Consider the following 15,060-nt stretch of genomic DNA (forward strand, 5'->3'; position numbering starts at 1 on the left):
ATGATCGCGATCCTTGCCGCCGGGCTGCTGCTCGGCTCCGCCGAGTCCGCTGTGTCGCTGCCGGTCCATATTGGCGGCCGCACCGCCCCCACGCCGGACGGGAGCCAGAGTTTCGGCTGGCCAGGGGTCTATTTCGAAGCCCGCTTCCGTGGGACCGCGGTGCGGGTACGCTTCGATGCACCGGCAGACCATCTGCGCCTTTCGATCGACGGCAAGGAGCATCGCGTGTTTCGCGCGCCAGGCGCCGTGGACGTCGTCATCGATGGCCTTTCACCAGGCGAACATCGCGTGCGGCTGGAGAAGCTTACCGAAAGCCAATACGGGTCGAGCCGCTTCATCGGCTTCGAAGCACCGGGCGGCACCCCGCTTCCGCCCCAGCCGCGCACGCGCCAGATCGAGTTCATCGGCGACAGCTTCACCGTCGGCTATGGCAACACCTCCCCCAGCGTCATGTGTACGCCACAGCAGGTGCACGCACTGACCGATACCCGCCAGGCGTTCGGACCACTGGTCGCATCAGCCATTGGGGCGGATTATCGCATCCATGCCTATTCGGGCTTTGGGGTGGTCCGCAATTACGACGGCAATGTGCCGGACCAGAACCTTCCCCTGCTCTATCCACGCGCGATTCCCGGCGAAGCGGAGCGGATGGCCGCCGCCGATCCGACCTGGAAGCCCGAGGTGATCGTGATCGGCCTGGGCGGGAACGATTTCTCGACACCAATCAAGCCGGGCGAAGCGTGGCGCGACGCTGAAGCCCTACGCACCGCCTATCGCGATCGCTATGCAGCGTTCGTCACCGAACTGGCGGCGCGAAACCCCAAAGCACGCTTCATCCTGACTGGCGCCGATCTGTTCTTCGCCGAGGTCACGGCAGTCGCTGGCCGGCTCCAGCCCACCCTTGGCACCCGCGTGCGGACGTTACGCGTCACCGGCTTCGAACTCACGGGTTGCCAGGGACATCCCTCGCTCGCCGATCACCGGCGAATGGCGACGTTGCTCGGTGACGCGCTGGCGAAGCACTGAAACAGCTCAGCGAGGACAAGTCCCTGCGGTTGCACGATGGCGGATCGCCTTGCCCCCGGCCTTGCCGGTCAGCTGGCCGTCCGCGATCACCGCGGTGCCGTTGACGATCAGCGTGCGCACACCCTCGCTGGTCAGTTCCGGCTCGAGATAGGTCGCGCGCGGACGGTAGGTCTTGGGATCGAACACGACGATATCGGCGAAATAGCCGGCCTTCAGATGCCCGCGCCGGTCGAGCTTGTAGAAATCGGCGGTGCGCCCGGTGCTGGCGTTGATGAAGGTCGCCAGGTCAATCGCCTTCTCCGCGACGACATATTTCGCATATTTGGTCGGGAAGGTGCCGAACATGCGCGGATGCCCGGATGACCCGTCCGATCCGGTCATCACCCAAGGCTGTTGCATGAGCAGCTTGATGTCCGGCTCGACCATGTTGAACGAGACGATCGGCGACCCCCGCCCCTTATCGGCGAGGATGATGCGGACCGCCGCCTCGATCGGATCGACCTTCCAATCGGCCGCGACCGTATCGAGCCGCTTGCCGGCCCAGGGCTGGCCTTCGCCACGAAGCAGCACCGCATTGGGTCCGCCACGACGGACGAGGTTGGGGGCCATTTCGGCAACGATCCCCGCGCGGTCGGCGGGCGTCTCGAGCCGCTTGACCAACGCCACAGCGCCGCCGTCCTGCGCCCAGCGCGGCACGAGCGAAGCGACCAGGCTCGAGCCCGACGCTTCATAGGGATATTGGTCTGCGGTGACATTCTGTCCCTTGGCGCGCGCCGCCTCGACCGCCGCGACGATCTCGCCCGCCTTGCCATGGACGTCCGCGCCCAGCGCCTTGATGTGCGCGAAATGCACGGGGAGTCCCGCAGCGCGGCCGATCTCAATCGCTTCGGCGACCGAGTTCATGAGGCCGATCGAGTATGAGGATTCGTCGCGCTGGTGGGTGTCGTAGATGCCGCCGCGCTTCGCCGCTTCCCGCGCCAGCGCGATCACCTCTGGCGTCTTGGAAAAGCTTTGCGGCGCGTAGAACAGGCCCGAGGACAGACCGAACGCGCCTTCGCACATGCCTTGCGCGGTGATCGACTTCATCTGACCGAGTTCGGCGGTGGTGGGTTCGCGATCGTCGTTCTTGAGCACCTTCACCCGCACCGCGCCGAAGCCGACAAAAGTCGCGATATTGGGGCCGATGCCGCCGGTATCGGCATGATCGAGCAGCGCCTTCACCGTACCCGCGCCCTGGCCATAGCCATCGACACCGGTGAAGATCGTGGTCACCCCCTGAGTCAGCCACGGCGCGACCAGCCGCTCCTGCGGGGTCTTGCCCCAGATCAGCGCATCGGCATGAGTATGCGGATCGATGAAGCCGGGCGAAACCACCAGCCCCCTGGCATCGATCCGCTTCGCGCCGGGATATTTCTTCCCCACGCCCGGCCCCACAGAGACGATCTTGTCGCCGATAACCACGACATCACCGGTGACGGGCCTGGTGGAGCTGCCGTCATAGATGATGCCGCCGGCGATCACGATCGTCTGAGGCGCGGACGCGGGGGCCGCCGTGGCACCGGGAAGCGTGGCCACGGCGGCGAGCAGAAGGGCTTTGTGCATGGTCAGTTGGTCCGGCTGAAGTGAAGCGTGACGCGCGGGATTTCGAGCGTGAAGCCGCGCGCATCGTCGTCGGGGGTGAGGGTAAACATTTCCGCCTTGAACGCGCCCTCGGGCGTCCGCTTGAGCGTCTTGGCTGGGACGCGAGTGCCGTCGGCACGCTGGATCGTGAGCGAAAGCGCGTCGCCCTTCGCCTCGACCCAATAGGTCGCGGCGAGATTGGGGTTGCGATAGGCGCCGTTGAGCGCGCTGCCGTCCGCGCTCGGCTCGCCGATCGCCGGAAGCCCCTCATTCAGCGCCGCGATAACCTTGTCCGCGTGCGGCGCCGGATCGACCGCGCCATTGTTGCAGAGGAGCGCGATACCCAAGCGCTTCTCGCGCAGATGGCCGTAGAGCGTCTTGAACCCCACCGCCCCGCCGGTATGGTGGAACCAGTGACCCCCGACCAGCAGCGCATTGCCATAAGCGATGCCGCGTCCGGCGCGGATCGCGGGCGCCCCGTTCAGGAACTTGCCCGGTTCCGCCATCCATTTGCTGATCTGCGGGGTCCACACCTTGTGCCCGGTGTCGATATCGTAATCCCATTTGGCGAGATCGCCGACAGTGGTGATGAGGCCGCCCGATCCGCCGAACAGCGGATATTCGTCGGCGTCGGTCACCTTGCCGTCCTTCGCCACATAGCCCTTGGCGACATTTGGGTCGGTGGTGCGACTGCCCAGCATCATGAAGCTGCGCGTCATGCCGATCGGTTTCAGCACCTTCGCATTGACATAGGTTTCGAAGGGCTGGCCCGAAACGCGCTCGACCACCTCCGACAGCAGCAGATAACCGCCATTGCTGTAGTCGTACTGCGTGCCCGGCGCGAACTTGGCGTCCTGCTGCCGATAGACGCCGAGCAGCGCCTGCTTGCGGTCCGGGCCGGAGATGCGTTCATAGCCCTCAAGCGCCAGCAGCGAGAGCGAATCCCGCACCCCGCCGGTCATGTTGAGCAGCATCTGCACCGTCACCTTGTCGGCATAGGGTGCGAGCTCGGGAATGTACTTTCGGACGCTGTCGCCCAGCCCGACCTTGCCCGCCGCGACCAGCTGCAACACCGCCACCGCGGTGAACTGTTTCGAGACCGACGCTGCATAGAATTGCGTATCGGTCCCGATCGCGCGACCCGTCGCGACATCGGCCAGGCCGGCATTGACCAGTTCGGCCGGCTTGCCGTTGCGGAAGATGCCGATCGCGCACCCCGGCTGCGCTCCGTCCGGCACCCCAAGCGCAGCGCGGATGCGAGCAGGCGCAGCCGGGTCGGCGGCGCTTGCCGGCGAAGCCGCCAGCGCCACCAGGGGAATCATTGCCAACCATGCCTTCATGCCATTTCTCCCCTATTCCGCCCCGGTCAGAAGTTCAGACGAACCCCGCCGATGAACTGGCGTCCGATCGTGTCGAACAGACCGCGCGTCGTGCCATAGCCGCCCGCGCCCGTGATCGGCGGATCGGTGTCGAGCAGGTTCTGTACCGCCGCGAACAGCGCGACCTTGCTGCCCTCGCCCTTCGGCTTGAGCACGGTCACTTCGCCCGACAGGTCGAAATAGACACGCCCCTTCACCGTCAGCCTGTCGAGATCCTTCGCGGTCATCGTCCGGTCGATATAGCCGCCGCCGACATAGCGCGCCGTGCCGCTCAGGCGAAAATCCTCCGCGACGTAGCTGGCATTGAAATTCGCCTTCCAGCGCGGGTTACCGCCGAGCGCCGCGACGGTCGACTGTGCCATGCTGTTGTCGAGACGGGTCTTGCTGATGCCATCGTCCAGTTCGGTCTTGATCAGATAGTTGACCAGGGTCTGGAAGGTGATCCGATCGCTGCCCACCGGCAGCGAATATTGCAGCTCGACATCCACGCCACGCGTCATCGCGCTGGCCAGGTTCACCGGGCCGCTGAACACGCTGACGATGCGGCCGGCGGTATCGCGCGTGATGAAGGCGCAGGCCGCCGTGTTGACCGTGAAACATTGCTGCACCGTCGCCCCGGGCGTGATCTGGATGATCGCGTCCTTGATCTGGATATCATAGTAATCGACCGACAGGCGCAGACCCGGGATCATCGTCGGCGTCAGCACCAGGCCGCCGGTGAAGGTATCGGCGATTTCCGGCTTGAGGTTCGGATTGCCCGCCGTCAGCGCGGTCACCAAATAGCTCTGCCCCAGATAGCGCGGATCGAAATCGGTGACGTTGAGGTTCGAGCTGCCGCTGCGCTGGAACAGCTCGGCCAGCGAAGGTGCGCGGATATCGCGCGAGCGCGTGGCGCGTAGCCGGATCGAGTCCGTGATCGAATAGTCGAGGCCCGCCTTCCACGTCTTGACCGTGCCCGAGGTGCTGTAGTCGGTGATGCGTCCGGCCAGGTCGAGGCTCAGCCGCTTGCCGAGCGACGAATCCTTGAGCAGCGGGACCATCAATTCGCCGAACAGCTCCTTGACGTGAACCTGCCCCGAATAGGGCAGGCTGGGCGCGCCATAAGCGCCGGCCTGCGAGCGCACGTCATAGCCGACCGTCAGGTCCTGATCGCGATATTCAGCACCGATGGCGAACGCGACTGGCCCGGCCCAGGTCGAGAAGGGCTTGCCGCGTACCGTCGCCGCGATCGTGTTCTGGCGGATGTCGCTGGTGAAACGCTGGAAGCCGTTCACATAGAGCAAAGCCGGATCGTTCGGATTGACGATGCCGAGGATATCGAGCGGGACGCAGCCATTGCCCGGATTGGTGATGGTCGAGCGGCAAATCGGATCGACGATGCCGGGCGTGCGCGGGTCGTCGATCGAGTCGAGCGCCAGCGTATACGCGCCGGTGACGCGGACGTTGCGACCGATATTGTCGGTATAGTTGCGGCCATAGGCGTAATAGGCGTCGACCTTCCATCCCGGCGCGAACTCGCCGCTCAGCCCCACCGCCGTCTGGAGGGTATCGGTATCGAACTTCGTCCGGACGCGCGAATGATCGAGGTTGTTCTTGCCGACCGTGATCGTCGCGACGTTGTTGTTGATCATCGTCTGCCGCAGCGCGGCGGGCAGGAACACATAGTCGGAGCGAAGCGCGTACTGGAAGCTGGACGGGATGTTGTCCTGCTCCGAATTGAACTTGTGATAGGACAGCTCGGCGAACAGCTCGAAGTTGCTACCGACTTCCCAGGTCAACCGTCCGAAGCCGCTGTAGCGGGTGATCGGCGTCGCGCCGACCTGTTCACCGACCCCGTTCAGACCGTCGCCGCCGAGCATCGATCCCGAGCTGACCTGGGTTCCGAAGTTGAACGGAACCGCCGAGCCGTCGTTCGCGAACTGGATGCCCTTCAAATAGCCCGGCAGGTTGACGATGCTGGTGATCGCCGAGCCATTGCCGGGGGTGAAGGTGGCGCCGGTGATGACGCCGCCATAGGTCACGTTGCTGCTGCGCACGCCGCATTCGGTGACGAAGAAGCGCGGCTGCTCCGGTGTGCCGAGCCCGCCATTGCCGGCGTTCGGGTTAGTGAGCAGACCGGGGCCGCACGCGCTCCAGTCGCGGTCGAACAGGCGGTTGATACCATTATTGTCCGAAAATTCGCCACCCACGACGAGGTGGAGACGATCGGTGACCTTGGTGCCCGCGGCGACCGAGGCGAGGATCTGGCGATAGTCGCCCTCCTCTGCAGCCCCGCCCTGCAACGTCGCGCGCACGCCCTGCATCTTCGAATTGATGCGCAGGTTGACGACGCCCGCCACCGCGTCCGCGCCATAGGCGGCCGATGCGCCGCCAGTGACGATGTCGACGCGGTCGATCAACGCCTGCGGGATATTGTTGATGCTGACCGCGCCGGTCGGGTTGGTCGGCACGTAACGGCGGCCGTCGAGCAGCACCATCGTGCGCGCATAGCCCAGGCCGCGCAGGTCAAGGAAATTACCGCCGGTCTGGGTGTTGCCGCCCGCGTTCACCGCGCTGGTCGGCGTAAGCGAGGGACGCACCGACGGCATCTGGTTGATCACATCGGCGATGCTCGGCGCCGCGACGCGCTCGATCGCGTCCATGCCGATCACCGTCACCGGGGTCGGTGTGTCGAAGCCGCTTCGCTCGACCAGCGATCCGGTGACGACGACTTCCTGCGCTTCATCGGCTTCCTGGACCGGTTCGTTCTGCGCGAATGCCGGCTGGGCGGCGGCAAAGACGCTTGCCAGAAGGAGGAAGCGCGAACGCCGCATGACGCCCCTCCGGATACGATGCGTGGCAAGCGTCATGTTCTGTCCCCCGATTATGTCGCGACGCAACATCCATGTGATACGTACCACAAATCCAGAACGAATCTTTCGCCTAGCTATAGCCACAGGTTATGGTGATTTTGCGGGCGACCGGGCATAATCGGCCAACCGCCGCGCCGACCAATGCCGTGATGAAATGACGCAAAGAATCATGCTGCGGCGCAGCATGGAAACGTCCGCAATCAGATGGCCTCAGTGGCCCCAGAATCCAGCTTCGGGCGGGTACATCAGGCCATGCTCGCCCATATGGATCCCGCCCGGCCGGTCCTCCGCGAGCCACAGCGGCCCGTCGAGATCGGCGCAATCGGCCTGCACCGCGACACGAAATGCCGCCGCGATCGCGAGCGATGTCGAGATCATGCAGCCCACCATCACGCCGAGTCCACGCGCCCGCGCACCGGCGAGCAGGTCGAGCGCCTCGGTCAGGCCGCCGGTCTTGTCGAGCTTGATATTGACCATCTGATAGCGTGACGCGAGCCGGTCGAGGTCCGCGGTGACATGACAGGATTCATCCGCACAGGTCGGGACCAGGCCCCGGAACCCCTCAAGCGCGGCATCCTCCGCGGCGGGCAGCGGCTGTTCGAGAAACTCGACCTCCAGCTCAGCGAGCATCGGCTGGAGCGCCTCGACCTGGGTCATTGTCCACGCTTCGTTCGCGTCGACCACCAGCCGTGATCCCGGCACTTCGGGACGGATCGCGCGCAGGCACGCTTCTGGTTCGTTGCCGTCGACCTTGACCTTGACGATCGCCGCGCCGCGAATCTTTCGCGCGGCGGCAGCCATCGCCTCGGGTGTGTCGATGCCAAGGGTCAGCGCGGTATGGACTGGCCGGATCGCGACCGGCGGGGCGACCGTGCCGAGCTTTGCCTCAAGATCCCAGAGCGCGCAGTCCACGGCATTGCGAGCAGAACCTGGCGGCATCAGCGCGCGCAGATCGTTACGGCTTGCGCCCTGCGCGATCGCATCCTCGATCTGGCGGAGCTGTTCGGCGACACTGTCGACGCTCTCGCCATAACGCGCCGTCACCGATCCCTCGCCACGACCGACGACGCCATCCCGAGCGATCGTCACGACCGCAAGGTCGATCGCGGTGCGGGTCCCGCGCGAGATGCGAAAGGGCGTGTGGAGCGCCCGCTGCTCGATGCCCGTGGTTACAGTTCGAAGCATGTGCCGAGCCGATCGACGATCCGTCCCACACCGTGCCGGACCGGGTCGGCGCAGGGCAGGCCCAATGCGTCTTCCGCCGCCTTGCACGCGGCGATGGCCGCCGCGTCGTCCAGCCCCTGCGTATTGAGCGCGGTGCCCACCGCGATCACGGCCGGATTGGTGAGGCGCGCCGCCTCCAGATTACGCTCGAGGCACAATTTGAGGTCGGGCACGGCGTGCGTCTTCATGTGGCGCATGATCGTGCGGCCCGCCTCATGGCACATCACCAGCGCATCGGCTTGAGCACCGTGAAGCAGGCCCAGCGACACACCGGCATAGCTGGGATGGAACAGCGACCCCTGCCCCTCGATCACATCCCAGCCGCCATCGTCGCGAGCGGGCGAGAGCTGCTCGACCGAGCCCGAGATGAAGTCGGCGACCACCGCGTCGACCGGCATGCCCGAACCCGCGATCAGGATGCCGGTCTGGCCGGTCCCGCGGAAATCGGCGGCGATGCCGCGCGCGCGCATTTCGCGCTCCAGCGCCAGCGTCGTGTACATCTTGCCGACCGAACAATCGGTGCCGACGGTCAGCAGACGCTTGCCCGCGCGCGGGGCGCCGGTGCCGACCTTCAGCTCCTTCGGCGGCTCGCGTACGTCCCACAAGGTACGGCCAAGCTCGGCGGCGCGCGCGGAAATCTGCGGCTGATCGGACAGGCGTTCATGCAGTCCGCTGGCGATATCGAGCCCGGCTTCCATCGCCGCGATCACATCGGCCACCGTCGCCGGCGCCATCACACCGCCGGCATTGGCGACGCCCAGCACCATCGTCCGCGCGCCGGCCGCGACCGCTTCGGCGAAACCCATGTCCGGAACGCCAAGGTCGATCGGCGAGCCGGGTGAGCGCACCTGGCCCACCGCCCATTCGGGGCGCCACACCGCGATGCCGCGCGCCGTCTTGGCGGAAATCGGATCGGTCGCCTGGGCGATATAAAGCAGATAGGGCGGCTTGCTCATAAGTGATTGGGTTCCCCGAAAGATGATCGGGTTGAACGGGAAAGCGCAGGTTTCGCCAATAGAAAATTGGAGGCGGGGCCATAGCCCCGGGCTATGCCAGCCAGCCAAATATGTGCACGCATTCGGGCTGTGCGCCCCTTGCCTCGTGCCGGTCACTTCGTTCTACTGAGGCAACGTTCCAGCTGCGGCGCGGAGGACGCGGTACCCGCCAGCGAACGTCAACGACAAACTCCAGGGATGAAGGTGCCTCACATGATGAAGACCCGCTCAACGCACGCGATGTGCCACGCATGAACCTGGTACGCGCATGGTTCGCGACCGCGCTGTGGAAGCGCGTCGTTGCCGGGATGGTCCTTGGCCTGCTGCTCGCGCTGATCTGGCCCGCCGCCGCGCCAAAGGTCGCGATCCTGGGCGAGTTGTTCGTCCGGTTGATCCGGATGCTGGTGGTCCCGATCGTCTTCGTCAGCATTGCGTCGGGCATCACCGCGCTGGGCGACACGCGCAAGCTGGGGTCGGTCGGGCTACGCACCGTCGGCCTGTTCGCGATGACCACCGCCGCGGCGGTCGCGATCGGCATGACCATCGGCATCCTGCTGGAGCCGGGCGTCGGCGCCAATGTCGGTGGCGCGGCACCGCGTGAGCTTGGTGCAGCCAAGACCGTCTATGAGCAGCTTGTCGGCATCATCCCGCTCAACATCCTGCAGGCGATGGTCGATGGCGACATGTTGGCGATCCTGTTCGCGGCGACTTTGCTGGGGGCGGGCGTGATTGCTGCCGGCGATGCCGGGAAGCCCGTCGCGGGCTTCCTGCAATCGCTCTCAGCGGTATTGTTCCAAGTCATCCGCATCGTCATGGAAGTCACACCGTTCGGTGTGTTCGCGCTGATCGCAGGGGCGGTGGCGACCAATGGCCTGGCGGTGTTTACGCATATCGGCCTGCTCGCCGCTGCGGTGGCGATCGCCGCATTGCTTCAGATGCTGCTGGTCCATGCGCCGCTGATCCGATGGGGGGCGGGCATGTCGGTCCCGCGTTTCTTCCGCAGCATCGCGGATGCGCTCGCGGTCGCCTTCTCAACCGCCTCCTCTTCGGCGACGTTGCCGGTCGCGCTGCGCGTCGCCTGCGATCGCCTCAAGATCGACCGCGCGATCGCATCCACCACGCTGCCGCTCGGCGCCAGCATCGGCAAGGACGGGACGGCGATGTATGTCGGACTGCTCAGCGTCTTCGCGCTGCAGGCGTTCGGAGTGCATATCGACGCGGGGGTGTTCCTGACCCTGCTGTTCGTCGGCGCGCTCACTGCCTTCGGTACCGCGCCGATCCCATCTGCGTCGCTGTTCATGCTCACGGCGGTGCTGCCGACCGTCGGCGTGACGCCCGAGCAGACCGCGCTGCTGGTCGGCTTCATCCTGCCGTTCGACCGGCTGCTCGACATGACCCGCACCGTCCCCAGCGCCTGTGCCAATCTGACCGTCTGCACGATCGTCGCGCGGAGCGAGGGGGCGATCGGGAACGAGCCTCAAGCCACCGTCGAGGGTGCCGCCGCCTGACGGCGGCGGCAAAGCCTCAGGCCTGCACGGCGTCGCGGCCGCGCCACAGCCGCCAGACGCCGATCGTCATCAACGGCAGCACGAACACGATCAGCGTCGCGATCGCCATCGCGCGATAACCGTTGGCGATCAGCGCGACGAGGCCGATGGCGCTCGCGATGAACACCGATCCGATCGTGACTGCGGCGGGAACGGCGATGCGCACCGATTGCGGCATCGCCTTCCCACGCCGCTGATAGGCGGCGTCAATCCGTGCATTGAAGGCTTGGACGAAGCCTACGCTGCATTCGAGTAGCGCAGCGAATACCATTGCCTGGAAGGCGAAGTGGAAGAGCGGGCTGCCGAGCGCGTCCAACACGTAGTTCGACGGCAGTTCCTCGTTCACGATGCCGGGATAGAAGCCGACAAGGCAGACGAAGAAGGCAATCGCCGGCGCCATCGCCAGCGGTCCCGCGAGCAGCCCCGACACGACCGCGTCACGCCCGCTGCGCAGATGCCGCAGCACCGGCAGGATCAGCACCGCGCCGATGACATTGTACGAGGCATAGGTGACCCCGCCGGTGAACCAGCCGTCGGTCGGCACCGGCATCGCGAAGCCCGCGCGGATCTGGGGCGTGAACTGCCACAGCACCATCACCAGGAAGATCGCATAAACGCCGTAGAGCAGGATCGAGACATATTTGAACACCGCCTCGGCCGCGCCCTGCCCTACCGCGCACACCACCAGCACCGACGCCACCAGCGCGAGCGTGCCGACGATATGCGGCAGTCCGAACATCGCCGCGCCGATCGCCCCCGCCGCCGATCCGAACACCGACAGCACCAGGATCAGGAAGCCGAAATAGATGATCTCGAACGCGACATCGAACTTCCCGAGCAGGGGACGAAAGAAGCCCTGATAGTCGGTCGCGCCGACCGCATAGGCGAAGCGGAAGGTGATCGCGCAGATCACGCTCCACATCACCATCGCCAGCAGCATTCCCCACAGCCCGCCGACGGGGCCCGTGGGCATGAAGAATTCGACCAGCTCGCGCCCGGTGGCATAGCCGCCGCCGATCACGACCGCCTTGAAGGCGAATCCGGGGAGCAAATAACGGTTGATCGTCGATGCAGCACTCACTTCTCAAGCTCCTCGAAACTGCGATTGCCGATCGGATATTGCTGCCACCCATCCCGGTCGAAATGCCACCATTCCTGCGGGTAAACGGTGAAGCCGTCGGCTTCCATCGCACGGCGCAGCACCTCGCGCAGCCATCGCTGCTCGTCGCTGCCGCCGACATAGTTGGTATAGGACCGGCTCGACATTTCGTCGTAGCGGCCGGTGGTGATCATTGGCGTGCCCGTCGCCAGATCGACCATGGTAAGGTCGACCGCCGCGCCGCGATTGTGGCGCGACCCCTTGCTGGGATCGGCGACGAAGATGCGGCTGGCCGGCGGGGTCGCGTCCCAGAACATCTTGGTGACGTACCAGGGGCGATAGGCGTCATGGACGAGCAGGCCGAAGCCCTGCGTCGCCAGCGCCTGGTTGATCCGCGCCAGCGCCTGCGCCGCCGGACGCTGAAGAAACGCACCCGAGCGTTCGTAGATTTGCTGGCCGAGGAAGTTGTTGGTTCCGGCATAGCGGACGTCGAGCCGGATCGCCGGATCGAGCGACTGGACCGCGACCAGATCGGACGCCACCTTCGGCTCGGCCTCCACCGGCGGGGTTGCGCGACGCGCGCCGTCGCGCACGGTGGCGATTCCTCCGGTCGCCATCACCTTGCGGATCGCCGCCTCCCCCTCCGCGCCGAAATCGCGGCGGGGAAAGCGGATGTCGCCGAGCTTGGCGGCGGTGACCTTGCCCGCCGTGTCGCGCTCGAAGGTCAGCGCCTCAAGCGGGTAGAGGCCGTGATCCTTGGGGAAGGCATAGTGATCGGCGGCGACGCGAGTGAGCGGGAGCCAGTCGACCCATTCGACACGGACATAGGGTTTGCCGTCGCGCTCATAGATGCGCAGCACATTATAGTCCCAGCCATAGTCGCCGATCAGTCCGGCGAGTTCGGCATTGGGCGGCGGCGGGCGGCGCCATTGCGCGCGGGCGAAACGGCGACCGTCAAGCTCGATCCAGCTGGCGTCGGGGGCGACCGCGACGCCTTCGCGCCAGAGCTGCGCGTCGTCGAGCACATAGCGGTCGCCGATCCGACGCAGTTCGCCCGCCAGTTCGGGCGCGTCGAGCACCAGCCGATCGTCGAACACGCGCAAATTGAGGCTGTCGCCGCCATTCTCGAAGCGGCCGCTGAGCCGGATCGCGTCTTCCCCGCTGATCGCGGCGCTGCGCCGCCAGCCGGGCAGTGCCCTGCCCTCGCGCGCGGCGAGCCAGCTGCGCAGCGCGTGCGCGCCGATCCGCTGGGCGGCATTGCCGGCATCGACCGTCGCGAAGACGACCACGCCGATCCCGGCATCGGGCATCAATTGCAGGCTGGTGACATGACCATAGACCGCGCCGCCATGGCCGACGGTGCGCTGGCCATCGAGCGTGCCCAGGCCAAAGCCGAGCCCGAAGCTGCGCGTCCCGGTCTTGCCATATTGCTCGCGCCACATTTCGGCGAGGGTCGCGGGCTTCAGCACCGCGCCGCCGCCATTGAGCATCGCGCGGGCGAAAGCGCCGAGATCGGCGGTGTCGGTGTAGAGGCTGCCCGCTGCCGGGGTGCCGAGTTCGAGCGGCGGCGCGGCCCAGCGCCCGCCGTCGAAGCTGATCATCTGCGAATAGGCGACCGGTCCCTTCACCGCGCTGCGCGCGAACCCGCTCGACGCCATGCCGAGCGGGCGCAACACCAGATCGGTGACCGCCTGCGCATAGGGCTTGCCGGTGACGCGGGCGACGACTTCGCCGACCACGGCGATGCCGGCGTTGGAATATTTGGTGATCGCGCCGGGCGCGGCGACCAGCCGGGTCGCATTGAGGCTGGCGACGGCGTCGGCCTGCCCCTTGGCGTGATCGTCGAAATAGTGGCCGCGCGGCGCTTCGCGCACCAGCCCGCTGCGATGCGTCATCAGCTGACGCAGCGTGATCGCGCCGCCGAACGGGTTTCGCGGGCGGAAATCGGGCAGGTAGCGCGTGACCGGCGCGTCGAGATCGAGCTTGCCCTGTTCGACCAGCCGCATCACCGCGACATCGGTGAACAGCTTGCTGACCGATCCGGCACGGTAGAGCGTCTTAGGAGTGGCGGGCAGTTTGCCGTCGGCATCCGTGGTGCCCCAGGCGCGCGACCAGACGACGCCGCTGCGATCGATCAAGGCGACCGCGACCGACGGGATTTCCTTGTCCGTCAATTCAGCCCGTGCCGCCGCCTCGATCGAGGCGGTGACGTTGGTCTGAACCGGTTGCGCGACGGCGGGCGCGGCGCAAACCAGCGCCGCGACCAGCAGGGTGCGCATTATTGTCCGCCCAGCAGATAATGGTCGTAGGCGGTTCGGGCGATCTCAGCGATCACGCGCTCCTGGGTGTCGATCCCCTTGGTGTCACTCTTCACGAACGCAGCGATCGCGAACTTGCTGCCATCGGGCATGGTGACGATGCCGACATCGTTGGCGATGCTCATCAACGTACCGGTCTTGTGCGCGACGACGGTGCCGAGCGGGAGCAGGCCCTTCAAACGCTTCTCACCGGTGATGCAGCGCTCCATGATCTCGATCAGCACCTTGGTGCTCGACGCGCTCAATGCCTTGCCCGACTGGATCACGGCGAGCAGCTGAACCATCGCTTCCGGGGTCGAGGCGTCGCGCGGATCATTGTTGAACGGGATGTTGGGGGTGCGCTTCTGGTCCATGTCGCGCTTCGACGGGTCGGCGGCGAAGGCGCGCTCGATATTGTCCTTGAAGCTGCCCGGCCCCGGAGTGATGTCGAGCGCGCGGTAGATCAGGCGCGCGGTATCGGCATCGACGCGCTGGCCGCTGGTGACGCCGACCTTGCGCAACCAGGCGGTGACCGCGGCGGGACCGCCCGCCTGGGTGACCATCACATCGGTCGCGGTATTGTCGCTGCGCGTCAGCATCAGTTCGAGCAGATTGTGCACCGACAGCGCGACGCCGGGATGCTTCATCTGCTCGGTGATTCCGGCCGACTGGACCCATACCGACGGGTCGACGGTGACCATCGTGTCGAGCTTCAGCTCGCCCTTGTCGATCCGGTTCAGCACCGCGCCCGCGACCGCGATCTTGAAGGTGCTGGCCATCGGGAAGGTCTGGCCGGCGTTTAACGTGTAGACCGGCCCGCCGCCGATCCGCTGCACCGCCACCCCGACGGTGCCGTCGGTCTGCTTGGCGAGCAGGGCGAAGGCGGATTCAAGCTTCGCACGTGCCGCCGGCGCCGGTGAGGCCTGGGCGCCGGCGGCGGGAATCAAGGGCGGTGCGGCAAGACACAGCACCGAAAGGGAAACCAATACTCGGCCTTTCAGCAAGCTCATACGCACACCCT

At 66.1% G+C, this 15,060-nt stretch carries 10 protein-coding genes; 2 read left to right on the plus strand and 8 right to left on the minus strand.

Going from position 1 to position 15,060, the window contains the following annotated elements:
• Positions 1-1,026, plus strand: a complete 1,026-nt coding sequence (locus AC07M1_RS14155) for an SGNH/GDSL hydrolase family protein (RefSeq protein WP_495163268.1) — start codon at positions 1-3, stop codon at positions 1,024-1,026.
• Positions 1,027-1,032: 6 nt separating this feature from the next.
• Here the strand turns inward: AC07M1_RS14155 and AC07M1_RS14160 are convergent, their stop codons facing one another.
• From AC07M1_RS14160 to dgcN, 5 genes are all read right to left on the minus strand, one after another.
• On the minus strand, positions 1,033-2,628 hold the full coding sequence (locus tag AC07M1_RS14160) for an N-acyl-D-amino-acid deacylase family protein (RefSeq protein ID WP_495163269.1): 1,596 nt from the start codon (positions 2,626-2,628) through the stop codon (positions 1,033-1,035).
• A gap of 2 nt (positions 2,629-2,630) precedes the next feature.
• A complete protein-coding gene (locus tag AC07M1_RS14165) occupies positions 2,631-3,986 on the minus strand; it encodes a serine hydrolase domain-containing protein (protein ID WP_495163270.1) in 1,356 nt (451 codons plus the stop codon).
• A gap of 26 nt (positions 3,987-4,012) precedes the next feature.
• The gene (locus AC07M1_RS14170; RefSeq protein ID WP_495163271.1) at positions 4,013-6,838 is read right to left on the minus strand and encodes a TonB-dependent receptor plug domain-containing protein; all 2,826 of its coding nucleotides are present in this window, start codon (positions 6,836-6,838) and stop codon (positions 4,013-4,015) included.
• 249 nt (positions 6,839-7,087) lie between these two features.
• A complete protein-coding gene (gene dgcA, locus AC07M1_RS14175; protein ID WP_495163272.1) occupies positions 7,088-8,062 on the minus strand; it encodes an N-acetyl-D-Glu racemase DgcA in 975 nt (324 codons plus the stop codon).
• Entirely contained in the window at positions 8,047-9,057 is a 1,011-nt protein-coding gene (gene dgcN, locus AC07M1_RS14180) for an N-acetyltransferase DgcN (protein WP_495163273.1), read from the minus strand. The genes dgcA and dgcN overlap by 16 nt, the downstream gene beginning before the upstream one ends.
• Before the next feature lie 290 nt (positions 9,058-9,347).
• Between dgcN and AC07M1_RS14185 the strand changes: the two genes are divergently transcribed.
• Positions 9,348-10,604: a dicarboxylate/amino acid:cation symporter gene (locus AC07M1_RS14185; protein WP_495163274.1), complete on the plus strand. Its 1,257-nt coding sequence runs from the start codon at positions 9,348-9,350 to the stop codon at positions 10,602-10,604.
• A 16-nt stretch (positions 10,605-10,620) separates the two neighbouring features.
• Here the strand turns inward: AC07M1_RS14185 and AC07M1_RS14190 are convergent, their stop codons facing one another.
• The 3 genes from AC07M1_RS14190 to bla are packed head-to-tail and all read right to left on the minus strand — an operon-like array spanning position 10,621 to position 15,049.
• Entirely contained in the window at positions 10,621-11,724 is a 1,104-nt protein-coding gene (locus AC07M1_RS14190) for a YkvI family membrane protein (RefSeq protein ID WP_495163275.1), read from the minus strand.
• Positions 11,721-14,021 carry a serine hydrolase gene (locus tag AC07M1_RS14195; protein WP_495163276.1) on the minus strand — a complete coding sequence of 767 codons (2,301 nt, stop codon included), beginning with the start codon at positions 14,019-14,021 and terminating at the stop codon, positions 11,721-11,723. The genes AC07M1_RS14190 and AC07M1_RS14195 overlap by 4 nt, the downstream gene beginning before the upstream one ends.
• A complete protein-coding gene (gene bla, locus AC07M1_RS14200) occupies positions 14,021-15,049 on the minus strand; it encodes a class A beta-lactamase (protein ID WP_495163277.1) in 1,029 nt (342 codons plus the stop codon). Before bla ends, AC07M1_RS14195 begins: the two co-directional genes overlap by 1 nt.
• Positions 15,050-15,060 lie beyond the last annotated feature (11 nt).

Source organism: Sphingomonas sp. GW821-FHT10C01 (assembly GCF_059415525.1).